This is a genomic window from Rhodobacter sp. 4.3.4 (genome assembly GCF_058724655.1).
In genome coordinates, this window is the sequence record NZ_CM178967.1 from 2,793,688 (window position 1) to 2,816,483 (window position 22,796).

General features: G+C 60.1%; 17 protein-coding genes and 1 pseudogene. 14 read left to right on the forward strand and 4 right to left on the reverse strand.

Annotated features, from left to right (window positions below):
- Nucleotides 1-45 precede the first annotated feature (45 nt).
- A pseudogene (locus AC4PTB_RS13750) lies at nucleotides 46-555 on the forward strand (DUF2793 domain-containing protein); the annotation flags it as partial.
- A 231-nt stretch (nucleotides 556-786) separates the two neighbouring features.
- On the forward strand, nucleotides 787-924 hold the full coding sequence (locus AC4PTB_RS13755) for a DUF6538 domain-containing protein (protein ID WP_492190486.1): 138 nt from the start codon (nucleotides 787-789) through the stop codon (nucleotides 922-924).
- Nucleotides 925-981: 57 nt separating this feature from the next.
- On the opposite strand, the gene AC4PTB_RS13760 is transcribed toward AC4PTB_RS13755, so the two are convergent.
- Nucleotides 982-1,605: a hypothetical protein gene (locus AC4PTB_RS13760; protein ID WP_492190487.1), complete on the reverse strand. Its 624-nt coding sequence runs from the start codon at nucleotides 1,603-1,605 to the stop codon at nucleotides 982-984.
- A gap of 243 nt (nucleotides 1,606-1,848) precedes the next feature.
- Between AC4PTB_RS13760 and AC4PTB_RS13765 the strand changes: the two genes are divergently transcribed.
- The 4 genes from AC4PTB_RS13765 (at nucleotide 1,849) to AC4PTB_RS13780 (ending at nucleotide 4,950) form a co-directional block, all read left to right on the forward strand.
- Nucleotides 1,849-2,406 (forward strand): GNAT family N-acetyltransferase, encoded by a 558-nt coding sequence (locus AC4PTB_RS13765; protein ID WP_492190488.1) that lies wholly within the window; start codon nucleotides 1,849-1,851, stop codon nucleotides 2,404-2,406.
- A 7-nt stretch (nucleotides 2,407-2,413) separates the two neighbouring features.
- A complete protein-coding gene (locus AC4PTB_RS13770; RefSeq protein WP_492190489.1) occupies nucleotides 2,414-2,842 on the forward strand; it encodes a sugar 3,4-ketoisomerase in 429 nt (142 codons plus the stop codon).
- Nucleotides 2,839-3,939 (forward strand): DegT/DnrJ/EryC1/StrS family aminotransferase, encoded by a 1,101-nt coding sequence (locus tag AC4PTB_RS13775; protein ID WP_492190490.1) that lies wholly within the window; start codon nucleotides 2,839-2,841, stop codon nucleotides 3,937-3,939. Before AC4PTB_RS13770 ends, AC4PTB_RS13775 begins: the two co-directional genes overlap by 4 nt.
- Before the next feature lie 75 nt (nucleotides 3,940-4,014).
- A complete protein-coding gene (locus tag AC4PTB_RS13780) occupies nucleotides 4,015-4,950 on the forward strand; it encodes a glycosyltransferase family 2 protein (protein ID WP_492190491.1) in 936 nt (311 codons plus the stop codon).
- A 413-nt stretch (nucleotides 4,951-5,363) separates the two neighbouring features.
- On the opposite strand, the gene AC4PTB_RS13785 is transcribed toward AC4PTB_RS13780, so the two are convergent.
- The 3 genes from AC4PTB_RS13785 to AC4PTB_RS13795 all read right to left on the reverse strand — a co-directional run bounded on the left by AC4PTB_RS13785 (nucleotide 5,364) and on the right by AC4PTB_RS13795 (nucleotide 7,382).
- Nucleotides 5,364-6,122 carry a class I SAM-dependent methyltransferase gene (locus tag AC4PTB_RS13785; RefSeq protein WP_492190492.1) on the reverse strand — a complete coding sequence of 253 codons (759 nt, stop codon included), beginning with the start codon at nucleotides 6,120-6,122 and terminating at the stop codon, nucleotides 5,364-5,366.
- Between the two features lie 423 nt (nucleotides 6,123-6,545).
- Complete coding sequence (locus tag AC4PTB_RS13790; RefSeq protein WP_492190493.1) at nucleotides 6,546-6,839, reverse strand: DUF6538 domain-containing protein; 294 nt, start codon at nucleotides 6,837-6,839, stop codon at nucleotides 6,546-6,548.
- 81 nt (nucleotides 6,840-6,920) lie between these two features.
- The gene (locus AC4PTB_RS13795) at nucleotides 6,921-7,382 is read right to left on the reverse strand and encodes a GmrSD restriction endonuclease domain-containing protein (protein ID WP_492190494.1); all 462 of its coding nucleotides are present in this window, start codon (nucleotides 7,380-7,382) and stop codon (nucleotides 6,921-6,923) included.
- A 222-nt stretch (nucleotides 7,383-7,604) separates the two neighbouring features.
- Between AC4PTB_RS13795 and mads1 the strand changes: the two genes are divergently transcribed.
- Genes mads1 through drmC form a run of 8 tightly spaced genes read left to right on the forward strand, consistent with a single transcriptional unit; the run spans nucleotide 7,605 to nucleotide 22,712 of the window.
- Nucleotides 7,605-7,793 carry a methylation-associated defense system helix-turn-helix domain-containing protein MAD1 gene (gene mads1, locus AC4PTB_RS13800; protein ID WP_165054474.1) on the forward strand — a complete coding sequence of 63 codons (189 nt, stop codon included), beginning with the start codon at nucleotides 7,605-7,607 and terminating at the stop codon, nucleotides 7,791-7,793.
- Between the two features lie 31 nt (nucleotides 7,794-7,824).
- Entirely contained in the window at nucleotides 7,825-8,922 is a 1,098-nt protein-coding gene (locus AC4PTB_RS13805) for a DNA cytosine methyltransferase (protein ID WP_492190495.1), read from the forward strand.
- Nucleotides 8,923-8,935: 13 nt separating this feature from the next.
- Nucleotides 8,936-9,334, forward strand: a complete 399-nt coding sequence (locus tag AC4PTB_RS13810; protein ID WP_492190496.1) for a very short patch repair endonuclease — start codon at nucleotides 8,936-8,938, stop codon at nucleotides 9,332-9,334.
- On the forward strand, nucleotides 9,325-12,444 hold the full coding sequence (gene drmD, locus AC4PTB_RS13815; protein ID WP_492190497.1) for a DISARM system SNF2-like helicase DrmD: 3,120 nt from the start codon (nucleotides 9,325-9,327) through the stop codon (nucleotides 12,442-12,444). The genes AC4PTB_RS13810 and drmD overlap by 10 nt, the downstream gene beginning before the upstream one ends.
- Nucleotides 12,441-16,112: an Eco57I restriction-modification methylase domain-containing protein gene (locus tag AC4PTB_RS13820; protein WP_492190498.1), complete on the forward strand. Its 3,672-nt coding sequence runs from the start codon at nucleotides 12,441-12,443 to the stop codon at nucleotides 16,110-16,112. The genes drmD and AC4PTB_RS13820 overlap by 4 nt, the downstream gene beginning before the upstream one ends.
- A gap of 11 nt (nucleotides 16,113-16,123) precedes the next feature.
- The gene (gene drmA / locus AC4PTB_RS13825; RefSeq protein ID WP_492190499.1) at nucleotides 16,124-20,113 is read left to right on the forward strand and encodes a DISARM system helicase DrmA; all 3,990 of its coding nucleotides are present in this window, start codon (nucleotides 16,124-16,126) and stop codon (nucleotides 20,111-20,113) included.
- A complete protein-coding gene (gene drmB / locus AC4PTB_RS13830; RefSeq protein WP_492190500.1) occupies nucleotides 20,110-21,951 on the forward strand; it encodes a DrmB family protein in 1,842 nt (613 codons plus the stop codon). Before drmA ends, drmB begins: the two co-directional genes overlap by 4 nt.
- Nucleotides 21,951-22,712: a DISARM system phospholipase D-like protein DrmC gene (gene drmC / locus AC4PTB_RS13835; RefSeq protein ID WP_492190501.1), complete on the forward strand. Its 762-nt coding sequence runs from the start codon at nucleotides 21,951-21,953 to the stop codon at nucleotides 22,710-22,712. Before drmB ends, drmC begins: the two co-directional genes overlap by 1 nt.
- The last annotated feature ends 84 nt before the right edge of the window (nucleotides 22,713-22,796 follow it).

The following is a 22,796-nucleotide window of genomic DNA, read 5'->3' on the forward strand; positions in this document are numbered from 1 at the left end:
AACGACGATGCTCGGCGCGTCCTGGAAGTCCGCAAGACGAATGTTGCCTTGACCGCGCAGTTGCTCGGCCTCGGCGGAGCGACCGCTGACAGCTTCAATCGTCTGTCGGTGAACACGCCTGCCGTCCTTCTGAACAACGCAGGCGCGGGCATCGAGGCGACCGTCAACAAGGCGGCCGCCGGGAATGACGCCGCCTTCGCCTTCAAGACCGGCTTCGCCGCCCGCGCGCTGATTGGCCTCCTCGGCAATGACGATTTCAGCTTCAAGGTCAGCCCGGACGGATCAGCCTTCTACGACGCCATCCACATTGACCGCGCCAGCGGCCAGGTGGAACTGCCGCAGCCGACAGTCCTGCCGGGGCTGTCGGCCGCGCCGACCCCGCCGCCTGCGGGTAAGGCCGCCGTGTATGCCCGCAGCCGCGCCGGGGCGCCGTGGATCGATGTGATGCGGCCCTCAGGGCGGGACTTTCCGCTCCAGCCGCATTTCGGGGTGAACAGGATCGCGACCTGGTCGCCCTCGGTCACGACGACAATCACCACCGAAGGCATGCCGATCGCCAAGCGGATCTTCAAGCTCGTCGACTGCCGGGAACAGATCGCCTTCGCCCGCAAAGGATTTCGCAGCATCCAGTCCGGTTTGACGATCAAGCTCGGCCAACCGTGCCTCTGATAGTGATGTTCGCCGCAGGTGCCTTAACAGGCCCCCTTCGCCGTGGGAAGGGGTGAATCATGTTCTGCATCCGCAGTCGAGGCCGACTATTTCAGCGGCCTGTTAAGGGTCATGTGCATGCACCTCCTACTCAAAGGAAATACCTACTATTACCGCCGCCGCATCCCTGAGGATGTGCGCTCGCTCCACAAGGTGCCGGGCAAGCGGGCACGTGAGCAGTTGATGTTCAGCCTGAAGACCGCCGACAAGGCCTGAGCATCCCCCCAAGATCACGGCACAGGAGAGCATCATGCTTCGCAAACTGATCACCCTTTACCGCATCGTCTTCTTCGCTTGGTGGGCGTAGACGCTTGCGGCAAGTGCTTTCTTTTCATCGGGCGTGAACGGGGGTGACGGTAGACTTGCGAAGACCTCGTCCAAGATGAAAACCTCGACGTCTGCCTTGGTCTGTTCCTTCTCCCAGATGAAAGACGGAAGCGCCGTTTCCGACGTCACAAGCGCTAGGTCGCCCTTCCTGCGCTTCGCCGGCACCTTGCGTTCCAGCGGCAGCTCGACCACGCGGTGCCGCAGTCGTTCTCCCGGCGCGATCTCCGCCTTGATCGCCTCTTGCCGTGCGACCGAGGCGACGGCGCGGTTCACGCCCAGAACCTGATGGTTTCTCGCCACCACCTTGCGCGCGGCGCCCGCCTTGCTCTCGTCGAACAGGATGAAGTTCTCGACCAGATCGAGCAGTCGGTGGTGCGCCAGCATGCCATTCAGCAGACGTTCCGCATCGACGCTGCCTTCATCCGCCTCTTCCAGCCGCTTCCATTCATTGAAGTGCTCCCACGCGCTGGTGATCGAGCCATAGCGGGCGCGGTCGCCGTTCGACACGATCAGGAAGGCGTTGTGGTGGAACGCATGGACAGATCCGGCAGATCTGCCGCTGATCCGCATCGCCCGAACCGATGACGACCGCGATGGTGGCCGACCACGGACCGGCGATGCCTGTCGCGCTGATGCCCCGTGTCTTGTCGCCTCCGGCCTCGCCATGGTGGGGCTGGCGGATTTCGACCTGGCGACGGGGACCTTCGACCTCAGGCCCTTCGCCGCAAGAGCCTTGGTCAACCATTGGATTGTCACTGGTGGCGCGGGTTGGAAACACCCATAATGGTGACCGCCGCCGCTGCACCATAACAAATGTCTGAGGGCATCATGACACCATCGCCTGTCGCTCATGTGACCGGGCCCCGGCTGAGGTTAAGGCTGATCACGCCCGAAGATGCGCCTTATGCGCATGCGTTGCGCGTCGATCCGCTCTACAATCGTTACCTCTCTCCGGTTACGGGGACGGCCGAGGATCAGCGGCAGTGGATTGAGCGCTACAAAGCCCTGGAGGCCCGGTGTGAGCAGCTGTATTACGTGATCGAGCGTCACGACGGCACCCGTTGCGGCCTGGTGCGTCTTTATGACATCCATGACGCGCAATTCACCTGGGGCAGCTGGATACTCGATGCCAACAAACCCCCGAAGGCCGCCCTGGAAAGTGCGGTCTTGTCATTCGGTGTCGGATTCGAGCATCTGGACCTGAAGCTGGCCAAGGTCGATGTGCGGGTGGCAAACACCCATGCAGAGGCGTTCTATCGCCGTCTTGGCATGATCGAGACCCACCGAACGGAACAAGACATCTTCTTTGACTATCCGCGCGCGCTGTTCGAAAAGACCCGCGCCAGCTACCTCCAACTTCTCAAAGGGTGACCCTTCCATGACACGAGTTTCCACGCCCCAAGGCAGTGCGAGGATCATCAGCCTGCCGCAAATCCATGATCCTCGCGGCGACCTGACCTTCGTGGAAGGGGGCAACCATGTGCCGTTCGATATCGCCAGGGTCTATTACCTTTACAATGTGCCCGTTGACGCCGAGCGCGGCGGGCATGCGCATCGCGATCTCGAACAGGTGGTCTTTGCCTTGTCCGGCAGTTTCCGCATCAAGCTTGATGATGGCGAGAACCAGACCGAATACTGGCTGCGTGACCCGCGCAAGGGGCTTTACATCAACCGAATGATCTGGCGCGAAATGGACGCCTTCAGCCAGGGCGCCGTTTGCATGGTGCTTGCGTCGCACCCCTATGACGAGTCCGATTACTTCAGGGACTACAACGCGTTCCTGGCGGCGCTTCGTGGAGAGGCGTGATGATCCCCTTCCTTGATCTGGGCGCGACCTATCGCGAGCTGAAACCGCAGATCGATGCCGCCGTGGCGCGCGTTCTCGAGGGCGGTTGGTATATCCTTGGCCCGGAAGTCGAGGCTTTCGAGGCGGAATGGGCTGCCTACTGCGGTGCCGGATTTGCCGTGGGGCTTGCCAACGGTCTCGACGCCTTGACGCTTGCCCTGCGCGCGCTCGGGATTGGTCCGGGCGACGAAGTCATCGTGCCCTCAAACACCTATATCGCCACCTGGCTTGCGGTGTCCGGCGTGGGCGCCAGGCCTGTCCCGGTCGAGCCCGATCCGCTCACCCATAACATCGACCCAAACCTGATCGAGGCCGCAATCACCCCGCGGACCCGCGCGGTGATGCCCGTGCATTTGTACGGACAACCCGCCGATCTGCAGCCCATCCTTGAAATCGCCAAACGCCACGGCCTGCGGGTGATCGAGGATGCCGCGCAAGCGCATGGCGCGGCCTACAGGGGGCGTCGACTGGGCGGCCATGGCGATATCGTCTGCTGGAGCTTCTACCCGGGCAAAAACCTTGGCGCCTTTGGCGATGCCGGGGCAATCACCACGAATGATGCCGACCTGGCCGCGCGGGTGGCGATGCTGCGCAACTACGGCTCGCGCGAGAAATACGTCAACGAGCTTCCCGGGGTGAATTCCCGCCTGGACCCGCTGCAAGCCGCGGTTCTGAGGGTAAAGCTGAAGGTTCTGGACGACTGGACCGAGAGGCGGCGGGCGATCGCCTCGGCCTATCTCGAGGGGTTGAAGGACAGCGGTTTGATCCTGCCGCATGTGCCGGAATGGGCCGCACCGGTCTGGCACCTGTTCGTTGTGCGCACCGACGCGCGCGAGCAGCTGCAGGCGCAACTCGCAAAGGCCGGGATCGGGACGCTGATCCACTATCCTATTCCGCCGCATATGCAGAGTGCCTATGCAGATCTTGGCTTCGAGGCCAAAGCCTTCCCGATCGCCCGCCGCCTTGCACAGGAAGTGCTGAGCCTGCCAATGGGGCCGCACCTGGATGCGTCCCTTGTCAGAAACCGGATCGTGCCTGAACTATTGCGCGTCGTCTGATACCTGCATCGCGTCGTCGTCGATTGCGTTCCCTTACATGCCACTCCTCCGCCGAGGCAGAAAAGCGAGACCTGAATGTCCCCTCTGTGTTCTGTTTTATGCGTATCCTACAATCACGCGAAATTCGCCGCCGCGGGGCTGCAATCCATCTATGAACAAACCTACCGAAACATTGAAATCATTGTTTTGGATGACGGGTCACCTGACAATTCCGTCGGGGTGATCGAAGCTGCCCTCGCCAAAAGCCCGTTTCCGGCGCGGTTCATAAAGCAGGAAAACTCCGGCAATGTCCCCGCCAACTTCAATAAGGTCCTTGCCGCAGCCTCCGGCGAATTCGTTGCGATGATGTCTTTGGATGACATATTGATGCCGGACTGCATCGCCAATGCGGTTGAGGTTTTGTCAAAGGATCAGAACCTCGTCTTTTCCGCGAACACCGGCCATTGCGAGATCGACGAAAACGGCAAGCAGATAACGGGCGAAATCCACCTTCCTTCTGCTGAGAATTTTCCCCGGACCGCTCAGGATCTGATCGAGCTGGAGTATAATTTCCTGGGGTCTTTCTATATTCAGGGGCAGGTCTTTCGACGCGACGCGCTTCTGACTGTCGGAGGGTTCGACGAAACGATGACCGGTGACGACATCATTCTGCGGACGCGGCTATTCCGGCACATGACGGGGCATCCCGAGCTGAAATTCTCGCTCGGAAACAATGTTGTGATGTTTTACCGAAAGCATGGAAACAACCTTCATCAAAATGGCTTTCGGCAGATCAAGACCATTGTGCAGTGGAAGGAAAAGTATTTTCCGGATCGTGCCTATCCTGATATGTTCTATGGATGGCTTGAAGGGTTTATCAAGAGAAGCATCCGTCAGGACAGGCTTGAAGATATCGCGAAGGTATCTGATCTCAGTCCACAGGTCGCGATGTTCATTCAAGACTATCAGAAAACCTGGAAATATCGCCGTCGTATGCTGAAACGAAAGATCAAGAAACTATTCAGCTTCTAGGTCATGTTGGCAGCTGACGGAGGTCGGCGACTTCGCGGAGGGAGCGGCGTCTTTGCAGAATGCGATCAGCAAAGGATTCGCGCCACGACTCCCAGCGTGTTGAATTATACGCTGAAGGGCTGATATCCGCGAGGACAGCGCGCAGAACCGGGGCCGGATCAAGCCGACCGATACGCCGGCGAAATCCGGGATCCGTGTCACGCACTCGCATCAGGCCGAAAGCCGAGGGCGTGACGAATGCCCGCCCGGGCGATCGCAAATGTTCTGACGGGTCTTATGCGATCTGTTTTCGCGACCGGGGCCAGAGGATGGAGATCCACCGTATCCTGCATCGGCGCGGGACGCGGAACAGCCCTTGTCGCCATCAAGGTTCGAAATCGTCGCCCAGTACGCGCAGGTCAGGGCCGTCGATCCTATTTCAGCGGCTTGCGCGCGACGATGTTCAGGTTCTCGGCGGGGCTCGGTATCTGGCTGTCCCGCATCTTCCGGCCAAGGGCGCGGGCTTCCGCGTCGCTGGTGACGTAAAGCGCCTCGGGGATGGCAGGCCGCTCGGGCGTGGCGTTCACGTAGAGGATCTCCATCCCGAAGGTCGTCAGGATATCCACCAGGACGGGGGCGCTGATGTAGACCACGCAGGTCGTGATGAACTCCGACTGCTCTGCCTTCCCCAGGCCGTCCAGATACGCGGCGGCGAATTCGCGCGGCAGGTAGGGCGGCCAGACCGCGGCGGCATGGCCATCCCAGTTGTTGCGCACGTCGTCGGCATGGATGATCAGCGTGCCGCCGGGGGCGAGCGTGCGGACGATCTCGCGGATCGAGCATTGCGGATCCGTCACGTGTTCAAAGACGAACCAGGAATGGATCGCATTGAAATGGTTCGACGGAAAGGGCATCAGCCGGCCGTCGTAGCGATGGAAGCGGTCGCGCAGCTCCGGGAAGCTGGTGTCGGCGATGCTCAGGTACTGGCTCTGGCGCGCGCTTTCGGTGTCGATGCCCCAGGCCTCCAGCCCGTTCTGCTGCGCGGCCAGCAGGAATCCACCCGCACCGCAGCCGAAATCCAGGATCCTGCCCGAGGCCGGTACGCCGAAATGTGCCTTGTGGCTTCGCTGATAGAGCTTGAAACGCTCTTCACCCTTCGAGAGGATCCTGGCTTGGAAATCGGTGAGGCCCATGGAGCGGGTTCCTTTGATGATCGGTTCGAATTCGGACCGCGTCGGACCCCGGTTCGGTGGAAGATATCGCCAAAAGCTGGCCATGCGGATCAGGCGGCAGTGTGAGGTTGGCGCAGGCCGTCGTGGAATTCAATCCCCCCGCGAGTTCTGGCACTCGTTTCCCGCTGTCGGTCTTGCGCCATTGCCCCTGCGCGGCGATCATCCGCTTGCGCAAGGCGGCGTGCCCGCAGCTGGGGTCGGGATGCGGGCTTTCGCCCCGGTGTTGCCCCGAGAGCTGGAGGCCCGTCATGCGCTCCGGGCAGTCGCGCCGCCAGACGTTCTCTTTCCGGGCCTCTGGCCCGCGCGTGCATCCATCGCCCGCGCGTCGACACTATCCAGCAACGACCGGCCGAATAGGTTGTTGTGCATGAGCTGCCGCCCTTGCTAGAGCCGCGACATGGCGTCCGGGTCACGTGCCCGCTTGCCCGGCACCTTGTAGAGCGATCTCACATCCTCAGGGATGCGGCGGCGGTAATAGTAGGTATTTCCTTTGAGTAGGAGGTGCATGCACATGACCCTTAAGGCACCTGCGGCGAACATCACTATCATGGTTTGTGTAACCTCGTGTGTTACCTCAGGCAACTCACGAGAGCCACTTAAGTCTCTGATATTAAAGGATAATACAGAGATTTGGTGGCGGAGGGAAAGGGTCAAGTATCGAACTCTCTCCCGTGTCATAGGCCGCCAATGCGCGCTTACGCGAATTGCTGCGCGATTTTTTGTGGGGCGACAGAGCAAGTTCCGTCGCCGAAGCCGTGATCAGACACCGATGGCGGTTGTCTTCCAGACTTCTTGCGCCAGCGCGATGAGCAGCCCGTGGCGCGTCTCGATGGATACCGCATTCCAAGTCGGAAAAGCTGCCAGCTTGGTGTTGATGCGGGAAATCGATGTGTTCTGTCCGACGTCGGTCAGCGCCACGAGACTGCGCGTCAGGTAGTTGCCGCTCTTGCTGTACTCGACCTGCTTGGCTGCGTAGAAATCATTACCGGCGACGATGTTGATCGGCTTCTCAAGCAGGGTAAGGTTCGGCTTCGCCGCGATGGCGGCTTGATGGTATTGCCGGCTCGGAGCCGATGTTCTTGTGCTGGATTTCGCCCTGTCAGACCAGCCATGCAGGCGGTCTGGTAGCTTTCGGTCGCTCTCCTGAGTTGCGGCAGAAACTCGACGGCGCCCTTGATGCCAGAAACCGGGATCATTGACGCCATCCTCCGTCCCACACATCCGTGGCCTCACTGAAAGGGCAACCGAAACGTAGGCATGCCCCTATGATCTTGCCAAGACAGCAATCTTTCAAGACGCTCACCCAGACCGTACGGTTGCGCAATTTCCCTGACCTTATGTCGTCCAAAACCGGCTGGATACCCCTTATTCCGGTTTACTCGGCTAAGACCCCGTGCAACACTCTGTCATGTGCAGGCACGCTGGACCTGGAAGGGTCGATCCATGACTGATCGATGGCTCTCCGTTGAGGAGATCGCAGACTACCTCGGGGTCAGCCGGGACACCGTGTATGGGTGGATAGCCAAGCGTGAGATGCCCGCGCACAAGGTTGGCAGGCTTTGGAAATTCAAGTCTGACGAAGTGGATGGATGGGTTAGGACCGGCAGGGCGGCAGATGATTTCAAGGCGTGAGCCCATAGCCGCCAAGGGGGTTTCAGTTCGGATGAAAGACGTAGCGTGCATTGACCTCTTTTGCGGCGCTGGGGGGCTCACCCATGGCCTGCAACGAGAAGGCATCAATGTTGTCGCTGGCGTCGACGTCGAAGAGACTTGCCGACATCCTTTCGAGTTCAACAACTCTGCTGAGTTCATCAATGAGGACGTCAGCAGAGTTTCTGGTGAGCGGCTGAAGGAACTCTACGGCAGCGCAGAGATAAAGGTTCTCGCAGGCTGTGCTCCCTGTCAGCCCTTCTCCACTTACTCGCAAAGGTACGATGTTCTGAGCAGTCCTCGCTGGGGGCTTCTTTATCAGTTCGATCGTCTTGTGAGGGAGTTGCAGCCGGAAATCGTGACCATGGAGAACGTTCCGACTGTCGCGAAACATGCGGTCTTTGACGATTTTTCAGCCTCACTAAAATGCCAAGGCTACGTCGTCCATCGAGGCGTAATCGACTGCACGAGGTATGGGCTGCCTCAAACCCGGAAACGCATGGTCTTGCTCGCCTCTAGACTGGGGCCGATCAACGTTATCGAACCCGATGAGCATAAGGTTCGCACAGTTCGCGAGGCGATCGGGGGGCTTCCGCCAATTTCCCACGGCGAGAGCCACGATGCAGATGCGCTCCATACTGCCTCAAGGTTGTCTCCCCTGAACATCGAACGCATTCGTGCCTCAAAGCCGGGCGGGACTTGGCGAGACTGGCCGGCACACCTCGTTGCTGACTGCCATCGAAAAGAAAGCGGGAGAACCTATCCGGGCGTTTACGGCCGCATGGAATGGGACGCTCCCTCACCGACGCTCACGACCCAGTATTACGGGTTCGGGAACGGCAGGTTTGGTCACCCGGACCAGGAGCGAGCAATTTCACTGCGTGAGGGCGCAATCTTGCAGGGCTTCCCCACGTCTTATTCTTTTGTCCCCGAGGGCGGCTCGATCCATTTCAAGACACTTGGACGCATGATTGGAAATGCTGTGCCGGTTACGCTTGGGGAAGTGATCGGTCGTAGCATCAACAGGCATTTGATCGAAATGTACCAGGCACGGCCCGAAAAGACGGAGATGGCCCCACAAAATGGCAATCGCACAGCCCTCGTCGCCTGACGCAAGCCGAAGGATGGCCCGCGTGCGACAGAAGGGCACGCGTGCGGAAATCGACCTCCGCAGGGCGCTGCATGCCAGAGGGCTGCGCTATCGCCTTCACGTTCCGCTCCTTACGAAGCCGAGGCGCGTCGCTGACATCGTTTTCAGCCGTGCGAAGGTGGCCGTTTTCGTCGATGGATGCTTCTGGCACGGGTGTCCGGAGCACGCCTCCTGGCCGAAGAGCAATGCCGATTTCTGGCGCGAGAAGATCGAAACCAATCGATCCAGGGATGCCGATACAGATCAGCGTCTTCATGCGCTCGGCTGGGAGACAGTCCGGATCTGGGAGCACGAAGACGCCAGCCAAGCCGCAAGCCGCATCGCCGAACTTGTCGATGCTCGCAGAGTGAACAGGACCCATCCATGTCAATGACGACGGCTAAACTCATCGAAGCAGTAGCTCACACCACTGCACCAGAACCGGGTCAGCTGGTCGAAGCTCGCCGCCGGCAATGGATCGTCTCCGAGGTCGAAAGCGGTTCGGTCGCCCCCGGACTTCCCAAGCGGCACCTCGTCAGGCTCGCGTCCATTGACGAGGATGCACTGGGTGAGGAAATAGAAGTGCTCTGGGAATTGGAGCCCGGAGCTCATGTAATCGAGCGGGCCGGCCTGCCGCGGATAACGGGACTGGACGCCCCTTCGACGCTTCAAGCCTTTCTCGACGCGGTCGTTTGGGGGGCCGCTACGAACGCCGATCGTGGGTATCTGCAGGCACCATTCCGCAGCGGCGTCAGCATCGAGGACTATCAGCTTGATCCGTTGGTGCGCGCTATCGACATGGCGCGGACCAATCTTCTGATCGCAGACGACGTCGGCCTCGGGAAAACCATCGAAGCAGGGCTCGTAGTTCAAGAGATGCTCCTGCGTCACCGCGCCCGCACGGTCCTCGTACTCTGTCCTGCCTCATTGCAGGAAAAATGGCGTGTCGAGATGCAGGAGAAGTTTGGGCTGGAGTTTCGGATCGTCGACACAGACTACGTCAAGCGTCTCCGCCGTGAGCGCGGACTCCATGCCAATCCCTGGACCTCTTTTCCCCGTCTCATCACGTCGATGGACTGGGCCAAGCAGGGTGAAGGCTTGCGTCTTCTGCGGGACGCGCTGCCCCCGCACGTGAGCCATCCTAGAAAATTCGATCTGCTCATTATCGACGAGGCTCACAACGTTGCCCCGACCGTCGGCCGCTATGCGGTCGAAAGCCTAAGGACACGGCTGGTTCGTCTGGCCGCACCACACTTCCAGCACAAGCTGTTCCTTACCGCCACGCCGCACGACGGCTACACGGAATCCTTCACCGCGCTTCTCGAACTTCTCGATGATCAGAGGTTTGCGAGAAATGTCATGCCCAGTGACCCTCAGCTTGCTAGAGTAATGGTTCGTCGGCTGAAGACCGATCTGGTCGATGCGAACGGCAAGCGCATTTACCCGGAGCGGCGCCTCGAGGCGCTCCCGGTAAAGTATGGCCCAGACGAGAGAGATACCCGGCGGCAGCTGGAGGCATTCATCAAGAGCCGCGAAAGCGGTGCTGATGGAGGACGGGCTGTTGATCACTTCGTTCACCAGCTGCTGCGCAAGCGCTTGTCATCGTCTCCCGCCGCGTTCGCTGCGACACTGGAGCGGCATAGCGCGACGATTGAAGGTCGCTCGTCAGGCGACCGCAGCAAGAAGAAGTTTGATGATCGCATCCTTCGGAGGGCGATAGCAAAGACCGAAGAGGACTACGCAGACGATGCTCAGCGGGACGCCGCCGAGGCTGAAGCGATCGAGGAGGCGGGCAAACACGTCCGGCCGCCGACCGACGACGAACGCCGGATGCTCGACCAATTGCGCTCCTGGGCCCAACTGGCGGCTCGTCGGACCGACGCCAAGGCCACCGCTGTACTGAATTGGCTAGCCAATCACCTGAAGAACGATGACAGTTGGAAGGATGAGCGGGTTATCCTGTTCACAGAATATCGCGCCACCCAGCAATGGATGCAGGAGATCCTTGCGTCCAACGGCTTCGGGGGCGAGCGTTTGGCGCTCATTTATGGCGGCATGGACCCTAAAGAACGCGAAGGCGTGAAAGCAGCCTTCCAAGCTGATCCTGCAGAGTCCCCGGTGAGGATACTACTGGCAACCGATGCTGCCTCAGAAGGTATTGATCTCCAGAACCACTGCCATCTGATGATCCACCTCGAAATTCCGTACAACCCGAATGTGATGGAACAGCGGAACGGCCGCATCGACCGTCATGGTCAACGCGCGAGTGAAGTCATTATCTGGCATCCGGTGGATGCCGAAGGCGGTCACGGTGACGATATCCTTCGCGCGCTTCGCAAACTGGATGCGATGCGCGCCGACATGGGGAGTGTGAACCCCGTTATTGCACCTCAATTGCCTGACCTACTTGAGGGCCGCCGTCGCGAACTCGACACGCGTCAAGCTGAAGCTCGGATGGAGAGATCTCGCCGCTTCGTGAAAGCGGAGCGCGACCTTCGTGATCGTGTGGCCAAACTTCATGAACGGCTGAGCGAGACCCGACGCGAGCAAAGCCTCGTGCCCGACCATATTGAGCGGGCCGTACGTACCGCGCTGCGCCTTGCGGACAAACCCGACTTGGAACCCACTTCTCTGGCCGATGCACCAGATGGCACGGTCTTTCGAATGCCACCTCTCTCGGGTTCCTGGTCCCGATGCCTAGAGGGTCTCGAACACCCCTACACGCAGAAGGTCCGCCCCATCACCTTCGACCACGAAGTCGCCAAGGGCCGCGACGACGTGGTCCTCGTCCACCTGAACCACCGGCTGGTCCAGATGAGTCTCCGGCTCCTGCGCGCGGAAATCTGGGCCCGTGACGACGTGAAGAAGCTAAACCGTGTGACAGTCCGTGCGCTGCCGGATGGTCGGATCGACGGACCGGCCGTTGTGGTGATGTCGCGGCTCGTCGTGACCGGCGGAAACCATCATCGCCTCCACGAAGAGCTCACGGAAGCTGGCGGCTACCTGCGAGATGCCGGGTTCCGACGAGAGGAACGGGTCACGGAAATCCGCCGCTGGTTGGAAGAGTCGCAACCTGCAGCGCTGTCGGATGCGACGTTCGATGCCTTAAGGACGCGCTTCGACAAACATCGCGATTCTGTTCTGGCAGCCGTCGAGGCACGCTCGAAAGACCGACTGCGCTTCCTCGTGAACACGATCGAGACCAGGAAACGCAAAGAGGCAGAGGACATCCGCCAAGTGCTGGATGATCTCGAACGGGCGCTCAAAACTGAGATTGCGGCAGAACAGCAACCAGTGCAGCTCTCGCTCTTCTCCGAAGACGAACGCACTCAGCTCAAGCGCGACCAAGCAGCCCTAGAAGCGCGCTTGGCCCGGATTCCAACGGAGCGCCAACAGGAGCTGCTTGCGATCGAGGAACGGCACTCGAATGCCGTCGAGCATACCTTCCCGGTAGCGGTAGTGCTGCTGGTTCCAAACTCACTCGCGACGGAGAAGCGCTCATGAGCAACGATCACGAGTGGCTGAACCTCATCGAAGTTTCGGGGCCGTTTCTTGCGGTACCCGTCCTCAAGGAGGTCTTCCCGCAGGGTCTCGAATCTCTACCCTCCGGGCGGTCTCAGCGGCTGCGCCGGACCTATGAAGAATGGCGCGATGCAGTCGACGTGGATGACCTCGACCTTTCTGCGCTGCACGCGGCATGGATCGAAGAGGTGCTCCGCAACGCACTGGAGATGGATGAGACGGTGCTGCGCAAGGGAGCAACGCTGCCTGCAAGCCTTTCAGTCTCAATGCCCGAACACGGTGTCACGATCGCACCCGATCTGGCGGTAGTGAGTCCGACAAACTCAGATGAACCGCTTCTGCTCATCCACGCCTACGATCCCGACACAGACCTCGATACGACGCGTCGCTTCGATGGTCTCGCGATCACCCCGGCCGACCGAATGGTCGCACTGCTTCGGGCAACGGGATGCCCCACTGGGATCGTCACGAATGGCGAGCGCTGGATGCTCGTCCACGCACCCGTCGGCGCAGTGGCAGGCTTCGCGAGCTGGTATGCGCGCCTCTGGGGCCAGGAATCGGAAACAATGCGGGCGTTCGTCAGCTTGCTTGGCGTTCGGCGCTTCTTCGGACCCGATGAGGGCAAGCTACCGACACTGTATGAGCGGTCCCTGAAGCATCAGGACGACGTCACTGAGGCACTCGGAGAACAAGTTCGGCGGGCCGTCGAGGTGCTCGTTCAAGCACTCGACCGTGCCGATCAAGATCGCAATCGAGAACTCCTGCGCGACGTCGATCCGCGAGAACTCTACGAAGCCGGCCTGACGGTCATGATGCGGCTGGTTTTCTTGCTGGCGGCCGAGGAACGCGGTCTGCTCTTGCTCGGCGACCCCCGCTACGACTCCTTCTACGCCATCTCCAGCCTACGAATGCAGTTGCGGGCGGATTCGGAAGAGATCCTCGAGCGTCGCCGATCCGCCTGGTCGCGGCTTCTGGCCCTATTTCGTGGCGTCTACGGCGGCATTGATCATCCGACCCTGCGCCTCCCAGCGCTCGGTGGTTCGCTGTTCGACCCGGATCGGTACCCATTCCTCGAAGGTCGAAAGAAGGGCACGAGTTGGCGGAGTGATCCTGCAGAACCGCTGCCGATCGACGACCGCACTGTTCTTCTCCTGCTGGATGCGATCCAGCTTTTCGAGGGTCGTACGCTGTCATACCGGGCGCTCGACGTTGAGCAGATCGGTCATGTCTATGAGGGTCTCCTCGAGCGCACGGTGAAGCGCGTCGACGACGTCACGCTGGAACTCGACAGCGGCGCAAAGGCGAAGAGCCCGCGCGTCACGCTGGGCGAAATGGAGTCAGCGCGGCTGGATGGCCCGGCGAAAGTGGCTGAACTATTGAAGGAACGGAGCGAACGCTCGGAGTCCGCCATCCGCAATGCCCTGGAGCGGTCTGCGGACGATCGTCTCGCCGCACGTCTGCTCACAGTCTGTCGCGGCGACGTTGGTTTGCGAAATCGCATCTTGCCCTACGCGCCCCTTCTGCGGACCGACCCCTGGGGCTATCCGCTCGTGCACCACAAAGGCGCGTTCGTCGTGGTCCTCGGTGCCGACCGGCGCGAGAGCGGCACGCACTACACGCCCAAGAGCCTGACCGAGAAGATCGTCGCGGAAACGCTGACTCCGGTTGCCTACCGCGGCCCGGCCGAAGGCAAGGCACCCGAGGACTGGGAACTGAAGAGCGCCGAAGACCTGCTGGATCTGAAGATCTGCGACCCTGCGATGGGGTCCGGAGCCTTCCTGGTGCAGGCGTGCCGTTGGCTCTCCGACCGCCTGGTCGAGGCTTGGGCGGCGGCTGAGGCTGACGGCAAGCGGATCGACAGCGAAGGGCGCCTCTTCGATGATGCGACCGAGGAGTTCGACCCGCTGTCGCAGGACATCGAGGAACGCGCGATCGTCGCGCGTCGCCTCGTGGCGGAACGGTGCCTTTATGGCGTCGACAAGAACCCGCTCGCCGTGGAGCTGGCAAAACTCTCGCTCTGGCTCACCACCATGTCCAAGGGGCGGCCCTTCGGCTTCCTCGACCACAATCTGCGCAGCGGGGACAGCCTCCTCGGGATCCATGACATCCGGCAACTGACTGAACTCAGCATGGCCCCGAAAGGGTCGACGCAGCTCAGGTTGTTCGGGCGAAGCATTCAGGCTGCCGTGGAGAAGGCCATCAAACTGCGCACCCGTCTGCGCTCCATTCCCATCCGGGACATCGGAGATGTGGATGCGATGGCCGCGCTCGATGCTCAGTCCCGCGATGAGCTAGCGCTACCGAAACTCATAGCGGATTCGCTTGTAGGCCATCATCTCGCTGAAGAAAGCGGCCAGGCTGTTGATTTACATATCAGAATGCTTGCCTCTCAGGCAGAAGTGGCGCTTGAGGGCAATATCGAGACCAAAGCGGCCATGAAATCACAATCACAGCGCAGCCTTCGAGAAATCGGGGCAGTTGACCAAATCCACACGCCATTTCATTGGCCGGTGGAGTTTCCGGAAGTGTTTTCCCAGCACGCAGAAGGGTTCGATTGCATTGTCGGAAATCCGCCTTGGGGAGCAATTACAGGAGAAAAATATAAGCGCTGGCTTACTTCTGGTTTCGATCTCGTTGGTGACTATGAAACGGCAATGGCCTTTGTCGAACAATCGAAAAATCTGTGCAGGCCAAAGGCCACCATTTCCTTGGTCCTTCCAAATACAATTCTGCTAAACGACTCGGCCAAAAAGCTCCGTTCTTACATTGCCGAAAAAACCAAGGTAGAGGCTGTGATCGACCTGACAAACCAGCCGATATTTAGATCTGCGTCAGTTCGCTGCTGTGTAATTTTCTTCACGACTAGGAAAATTGGCGACGGTGACCTCAGATATTCAACGTCAATAGCAACCGGGTCCGTTTCAGAGCTAAAGATCCCTCAATCGACAATTAAGGGACGCTCCCATTGGGCCGGTTTAGATCAGCCACAAGTAACCATCCCAACCCACCTCCCCAAATTGGATGATCTGTTCTTTGTGAAACAGGGATACAAGCCATACGATAAGCACGCGCTCGTGAAACGAATGAGTACGGAAGACGCGGAGGCGATTGTTCGTGACAAGCCCTGGCACGCCGACGCGAAACTAGATGATACTTTCGTTCGCGAGCTGAAGGGGCGAGATATCGCGGCATTTAATGTGGCTTGGAGCGGGCTTTGGGCAAGCTATGGGCCATGGGTGTCGAATTACATCGATCCAGCGTGGTTCGATGGAGATCGCGTGCTGGTGCGAGAGATTGTAGGCATTGACCCATATCTCATCATCGCCTCAAGGAGTGATGATCAGTTCGTGCACAATCCAAGCATAATTTGCGTTAAGCAGAGATCAGGCCAGAAGTTACATGGAATTCTGGAGCTATACCTAAATAGCTCAATTGCCACGGAATACATCAAGGCAATATCAGCAAAAGCTGCCAAAGGGATGTTCCCAAAGGTCCTAGTCAAAGACTTAAGGGCATTGCCGTTCCCCGATCCGCGCCGGGTTACCGAACACGACATCAAACGTGCGTCCGAGATTCGATCTCAGATCAATATGATCAATGGAAGACAATTGGCTGACGAATTTATAAAAGAATTGATTGCAAGGCGGTAGAGGGACACGAAATGACTGAGTTGATCGAACAATCCGCCCAGCAGTATTCGTCGTGGATCATCCGTGGCGAGCCTGTCACCAACGGACGTGCACTCCGGATCAAACTCGGCCCAACCGACGAAACCGCCGTCGCTCTAGGCGACTGGGCAGTCGTCATAGGGTCCGACGATGCAGTAAGGATCGTCGCTCGTATTCTGCGCGTCCGGTCAGATACCGATGGTCGGACCATCTATTTCGACCAAGTTCTGAGCGTTGATCCGGCGGTTCCTCTGACCGCGCTCGGCCTGACCGCGCCGAGCGCACCGGCGACACGGCTGCCTTGGGGTGATTTCCTTCGTGTCCTTCCCTCGCTCGGCGCTGCTTCACCCGATGCGGTGCCGCTGATCCAGGACGTGACCTACGTTCGCGATCTTCTTGAGGTCTCGGTGCGGGACGATCTGCTCGGCCCAGCGGAAGGGCCGCACGAGTTGATCAAGGACATGAGCGTTCGAGATCGTTACCTCGTCGGCAAGTTGGCGCCCCGGCGGCCGGGTGATGATCAGACTGCTCAGGTGGAACCGGCTTCCGCATCCGATGAGGCCGGCGACCTTGAGGAAGAGCGGACCGCCTCGCTGCACGAGCCGGGCGCAGAATTCCCGAGTGCTACCGGTCGGGTGGAGCCCGAAGATGACGCGCTCGACGAGATCGACACCACGAACAACCAGTCTCTGGTACCTTCGAGCATGGGGCTGACCTTCTGCGTCGCACCCGATGTGCAGGCGTTGGCGGTGGATGCCCGTTGGGGCCGCTACGAGCGCGTCCCGAATGATGAGCATGACATCACCAAAACTAGGCGCAACCGCCAAACCGGCCGAGAGGAAGAGGTGAAGGTCAGGGTCTGGCGCCGCATCCCTTGTGGCGGTGTCGTCTCGCTGCCGCTCGTCGACGGTCCGATCAAACCGTCCACTCCCGACCCCGACCAACCCGACGTTCGTCTTCAGGGCACGGTTCGGACGAACGCCAAAGGCGAACGTCTCGTCACTCTGTTCCTCGTAAACGGACAGCTGGAGCCTGACGACAACAAGGATCGAGCATGGCTGTTCCAGCCGGAGATCACCGTCGAGGCCCCCGAAGATCACGGTGACAGGTCGGTCTTTCGGCGGCGCCCCTCCAACGAAGTGGTGGTCAAGGATCCGGAACGTGACCGTCTCGCACTCATCTATCGCAACCGGCTGGAGTTCGCGGTAGGCCACGGAGTGTCCGTTCACGCGGATACGACGCCCGAGGAGCCGACGAAGGCCCATCGCGTCAGAACTAATATCATCCCGCGCTACGAAGTCGCTGTAACCGAAACGCCCGGCCTTGATCCCAGGGATCGCCCAGCCATGCGGCGCATGGTCGACGCGGGCTGGCTCGACATGACGCGGCTGGCGGAGATGGCGCCAGACGCGCTGCGGGAAGCCCTTTCGTGCCTCGTCGACGACTACGCCGTCTGGATCGGTGATCAGAAGGCCCGGCTGGGGTCCGAGATCACCGGCTTCGACGATCCGGGCAAGGACGTCATCGAGCGCTGCGAGGAGATCCTGCGCCGCCTTCGAGAGGGCATGGGCACGCTTTTTGCCGATCCAAAGGCGCTGGAGGCATTCCGCTTCGCCAATCGGTCCATGGCCTTGCAGCGTGTCCGAAGCATCTACGCTCTGAAGCGCAGACGGAACGAAGCCGTCGACGTGACCACTTTGGACATGCCGAAGAACAGGTCGTGGCGCCCGTTCCAGCTGGCTTTCCTGCTCCTGTCGATCCCGTCGCTCACTGATCCGACTCACCCGGACCGGACTAAGCCAGTCGAGGCGTTCGCCGATCTCCTCTGGTTCCCGACAGGTGGTGGTAAGACCGAGGCCTATCTCGGTGTGGCGGCCTTCGCCATGGCCATGCGCCGACTGAAGAATGATCTCGGCGGCCTCGACGCATCTCGCGGTCTCGCCGTCATCATGCGGTACACGCTGCGACTGCTGACTTTGCAGCAGTTCCAGAGGGCGACGACGCTGCTCTGTGCGATGGAGGTCATTCGTCGTGCAGACGACAAGACCTGGGGCAAGGAACCATTTACGCTCGGTCTTTGGGTCGGCAATCGCGTGACACCGGGCACGACAGACGCGTCTCATCAGGCTGTCGAAGCCATTCGAAACAACGACCGCAACAAGGCGGGCATCGCTTCGCCTGCACAACTGACCAGCTGCCCTTGGTGCGGTTCGGAGATCTCCGGAGGTCGTGACATCGATGTCGACAGGATCGCCGGCCGAACGCTGATCCACTGCGGCGACAAGCTGGGCAGCTGCGATTTCTCGAAGGCAAAATCCACTGGACAGCCTCACCCGGGGCTTCCCGTAAAAGTCGTCGACGAGGAAATCTATCACCGCCCGCCAACGATGATGATTGCGACAGTGGACAAGTTCGCGATGATGGCGTGGCGTCCAGAGGTTCGGAACCTTTTCGGCCGCGTCGAGCAGGAATGCGGACGCCATGGTTTGCTCTGGCCGAGTCACGACTGTGGCACGGGTCATCGAGCAAGGGGGGCATATCCGGCCGCCAGTGTGAAGCCGGTCCGAGCAATCCGACCACCAGACCTGATCATTCAGGATGAGTTCCACCTCATCAGCGGTCCGCTGGGCACGATGGTGGGCCTCTACGAGACGGCCGTCGACGAACTGAGCAGCTGGGCTCTGGGCGACAAGAAGGTTCGCCCGAAGGTCGTTGCTTCCACCGCGACCGTGCGGCGCGCTGACGATCAAGTGCGCAATGTGTTCATGCGCCGGATCTCGGTTTTCCCACCATCTGGACTGGACGTCGAAGACAACTTCTTCTCGGTCCAGAGACCCGTCCGCGAGAAACCGGGCCGACGGTACATGGGTATCTGCGCACCCGGTAGCTCGCGTCCCGCAGTGTTGATCAGGACCTACACGGCGTTCCTGACCGCCGCGCAGGCGCTATTCGATCGGTTCGGCCCGGTGGCCGACCCCTATATGACACTCGTCGGCTACTTCAATTCGCTGAGAGAGCTCGGAGGGATGAAGCGTCTGGCCGAAGACGACGTCCAAACGCGTTCCTTCCGTGTCGATATGAGCCTAGTGGACCGACCTGGACTCGCGCAGCGGCGGGTCGAGGAAATCAGCGAACTGACGTCTCGCGTCTCCAGTCAGGACATTCCTCGATACCTTGATCAGCTCGAGGTGCCCTTCGAAGGGGCGTTCGATCCGGCGCAGGGCAAATGGCTAACCAACAGGAAGCCAGGGGAGGCGCGGCCGATTGATGCCGTTCTCGCCACGAACATGCTGTCGGTCGGTGTCGACGTGAATCGCCTCGGAGTTATGGTCGTAAACGGTCAACCGAAGGGAACGGCCGAGTACATCCAGGCGACCAGCCGTGTGGGCCGAACGCCGCCAGGACTGGTGGCCACTGTGCTGACCTGGGCGCGGCCTCGGGACTTGTCGCATTACGAGACATTTGAGCATTACCACGCGACCTTCTATCAGCACGTCGAAGCTCAATCCGTCACACCGTTCTCGCCACGGGCGTTGGACCGAGGACTCACTGGCGCGATGCTGTCCATCATACGTCACACCTACGATCCCTTCGCGGCAAATGACGGCGCCGGAGCCATGAACAGTCCGAGCCTCAAAGAGATGTTGGATACCATCGGCGCAGTCGCCGCTCGGACGTGGGAAGTCACTGAAGACTCGGGGAAGAAGTCCCTGACCGAAGCGGAGATGAAGAGCCGCGCTGACGATTGGGCCAATGAAGCTGGCGTGGGCGGCCGCACGCTCGTCTACCAGAAGCACGGCGCAGGCCCCACCGCCTACCCGCTGCTTTCAGCGCCGGGCCTCAAGCCTTGGACCGACTGGACGGTCCCAATGTCCATGCGCGAAGTCGAGCCCGGTGTCAGACTCGTGATGGAGGACGACCGTTCGACGAGTGATCCGACTTGGAGACCGCGGGTGACGCAACCCCAGGAGGATCAGCAATGAGCAGGACACCCGTAGGAGAAATTCGACCGAGCCAGTTGCTTTGGACCTACGGCCCGGGAGCCTTGATCGATCTCCCGAACATGTCCGTGGTCACGATGGGGATCGACCGATGGGAGAAAGACAGGTGTCAGCCCATCCAAGAGGCACGATTGCTCGCCAACGTCCGCAGCGTGCTCGGACCCCAAATCGAATCATTGCGTATGCCGCCCGTCGGCGAAAGGGATATCACTGATCCATTTTCGGCCGCCGCGCTGATCGGCGTGCCCGTCAAGCCCTTCCCGCGGTGGCTGCGCTGCGTGAAATGCGGCCTGCTATCGCCCTATGACGCCGGCTTGTTCAAGCTGAAGGAAAACAGGTATCGGCCCGAACTGACACGTTTCGTCCACGAGGGCTGTCGCGGTTCGAATAACGATCAAAGGGCAAGGGATGCCGATGCCGTCCCAGCACGCTTTCTCATGGCATGTCGAGCTGGCCACCTGGACGACTTTGCTTGGCACTGGTTCGTTCACGGCGGACCTAGCACTTGCCGCGCGACGCTGAGGTTTTTCGAGAGCGGCGCATCACTTCAAACCGAAAACCTGTGGGTCAAATGCGACGGCTGCGGCGCATCGAAGAACATGGCGCAGGCCTTTGGTCAGGCAGGTCGAGACAACCTGCCAGCCTGCCGAGGGCGACATCCGCATATAGATCGGTTTGAGGACGAATGCACCGAGGAACCTCGCGCAATTCTCCTCGGCGCAACGAATAGCTGGTTCCCGGTCACACTCTCAGTTCTCGCGATCCCACAGGTGGGAAGCCCTCTGGCGCAACTTGTCGCGGATGGCTGGACGTTCTTTGAAGACGTCACTTCGGCGGCCGAAGTGGCGTTCGTCGTCAAGACCCTGAAGAAAACGGCACAACTGCCTGGAATCGAGCTGTTCAGTGACGAGCAGATTTGGTCCGCAATCGAAACCCACCGCAATGGCGGGTCGGGCGTGGAACAGAGCGACCTCAAAGGGCCGGAATGGGATGTGCTTACGGCCGAAAACCCACCCACCGATTATCCGCATTTCATGAGCAAGAAGGTGGGTCTGCCCTCAGGCTTCGGTGCGGCGATCACACGCGTTCTACTGCTGGAGCGACTTCGTGAGGTGAACGCCCTCCTTGGATTTACACGAGTCGAGTCTCCTGACGAAGGAATGGGAGATGGGGCAGCCCCGCGGGCCCCGCTCGCACGAGCAGCACCGAACTGGGTGCCGGCCACTCAAGTCCACGGTGAAGGAGTTTTCATTCGCTTCGATGCAGATGCATTGAAGACTTGGGCCGATAAGGATCCGGTTAAGGCTCTCGACGCTCGGCTACGGCAGGGCCATCGCGGATGGCGGCAAAAGAGGAACCTGGACGCAAACCAAGGTTACCCGGGCGTTCGCTATGTCATGCTACACACGCTCGCGCACATGCTGATCCGGGAACTGGCTTTGGAGTGTGGCTACAACGCTGCGAGTATTCGTGAGCGCATCTATGCAGACGTCGAGGACGGTAAGGATCAAGCCGGATTTCTCATCTACACGGCGGCAGCAGATTCCGATGGCACTCTGGGGGGGCTCGTAGAGCTAGGAAAGCCTGAAAATCTCGGGCGACTTCTGCGCCAGGCGCTGGATCGCGCCCATATTTGCGCCTCGGATCCACTCTGTTCGGAACACGATCCGAGCAAGGATCAGTCACTTCACGGCGCAGCATGTCACGCCTGCTCATTCGTCTCGGAAACGTCCTGTGAAAGGGGAAATCGTCATCTCGATCGTTCCCTCGTGGTACCCACCCTAGAAAATCCCGACGCGGCATTCTTCGGGACCGTCTGATGGAAGCGATATTGTTCGCGGCCACAGACCTCGTGGCCCTGTTATCACCGTCGAGGATCGAAGCAATCGCAGATCGTGTTCGCGGTTCGATGCCGGTCGAACGAGAAGGAAGCCTGAATCAGCTCGTGAGCACGCCGGCTGCCCGCGCCGCACTTGATCGCTTGATCACCGCCTGGAAGCAGACGGAAATATCAGGCGATGTTCTGGCCGGGATCTTGGTCGGCGCAGCCTTCGCCCGCCAACAAGCGCAGCGCGAAAACCGTGTCGAGCTCGTTTGGACGGGCCCGACGACACCATTCGTCGCCACCCGCCGCACGGAGCAGGTGCTCTTGGATCTCATCGGTCACGCGCAGAGTGACCTCTTTCTCGTCAGCTTCGTCGCATACGACGTCTCCTCGGTGGTCGATGCATTGAATGCTGCAAGCAATCGCGGCATCGACATCCGAATTCTGTTGGAGACATCTACGAGCCATGGCGGGAGCCTGTCCGTCGATCCTATTGCTACGATGCGGCGCTGTGTCCCCTCGGCAGCGCTGTATGTCTGGACCGACCGGCCGGCACCGTTCGCTGAAGGGCGGGTACACGCGAAAGTAGCTGTTGCCGACGGCAATTCAGCCTTCTTGACCAGCGCCAACCTGACTGGGCACGCGCTGGAGAAGAATATGGAGGCTGGAGTCTTGATCACTGGCGGCCATATCGCGGCAGGTCTGCGCGCACATCTTCACGCGCTAGTCGAGACCGCCGTAATCCGGAAGATATAGGTGAATTCTTGGGCAGTAGTGCTTGGGCCGCAAGTGTGAAAGGACTTACGAGTCTGCAGTTTAATGCCGAAGATCATGTATTCG

Excerpts from the sequence above, each read along its gene's own strand:
- AC4PTB_RS13755 (WP_492190486.1), top strand. The coding sequence starts at position 787 with ATGCACCTCCTACTCAAAGGAAATACCTACTATTACCGCCGCCGCATC.
- AC4PTB_RS13760 (WP_492190487.1), bottom strand. The coding sequence starts at position 1,605 with ATGCGGATCAGCGGCAGATCTGCCGGATCTGTCCATGCGTTCCACCAC.
- AC4PTB_RS13765 (WP_492190488.1), top strand. The coding sequence starts at position 1,849 with ATGTCTGAGGGCATCATGACACCATCGCCTGTCGCTCATGTGACCGGG.
- AC4PTB_RS13770 (WP_492190489.1), top strand. The coding sequence starts at position 2,414 with ATGACACGAGTTTCCACGCCCCAAGGCAGTGCGAGGATCATCAGCCTG.
- AC4PTB_RS13780 (WP_492190491.1), top strand. The coding sequence starts at position 4,015 with ATGTCCCCTCTGTGTTCTGTTTTATGCGTATCCTACAATCACGCGAAA.
- AC4PTB_RS13785 (WP_492190492.1), bottom strand. The coding sequence starts at position 6,122 with ATGGGCCTCACCGATTTCCAAGCCAGGATCCTCTCGAAGGGTGAAGAG.
- AC4PTB_RS13790 (WP_492190493.1), bottom strand. The coding sequence starts at position 6,839 with ATGACACGGGAGAGAGTTCGATACTTGACCCTTTCCCTCCGCCACCAA.
- AC4PTB_RS13795 (WP_492190494.1), bottom strand. The coding sequence starts at position 7,382 with ATGTGTGGGACGGAGGATGGCGTCAATGATCCCGGTTTCTGGCATCAA.
- mads1 (WP_165054474.1), top strand. The coding sequence starts at position 7,605 with ATGACTGATCGATGGCTCTCCGTTGAGGAGATCGCAGACTACCTCGGG.
- AC4PTB_RS13805 (WP_492190495.1), top strand. The coding sequence starts at position 7,825 with ATGAAAGACGTAGCGTGCATTGACCTCTTTTGCGGCGCTGGGGGGCTC.
- AC4PTB_RS13810 (WP_492190496.1), top strand. The coding sequence starts at position 8,936 with ATGGCCCGCGTGCGACAGAAGGGCACGCGTGCGGAAATCGACCTCCGC.
- drmD (WP_492190497.1), top strand. The coding sequence starts at position 9,325 with ATGTCAATGACGACGGCTAAACTCATCGAAGCAGTAGCTCACACCACT.
- AC4PTB_RS13820 (WP_492190498.1), top strand. The coding sequence starts at position 12,441 with ATGAGCAACGATCACGAGTGGCTGAACCTCATCGAAGTTTCGGGGCCG.
- drmA (WP_492190499.1), top strand. The coding sequence starts at position 16,124 with ATGACTGAGTTGATCGAACAATCCGCCCAGCAGTATTCGTCGTGGATC.
- drmB (WP_492190500.1), top strand. The coding sequence starts at position 20,110 with ATGAGCAGGACACCCGTAGGAGAAATTCGACCGAGCCAGTTGCTTTGG.
- drmC (WP_492190501.1), top strand. The coding sequence starts at position 21,951 with ATGGAAGCGATATTGTTCGCGGCCACAGACCTCGTGGCCCTGTTATCA.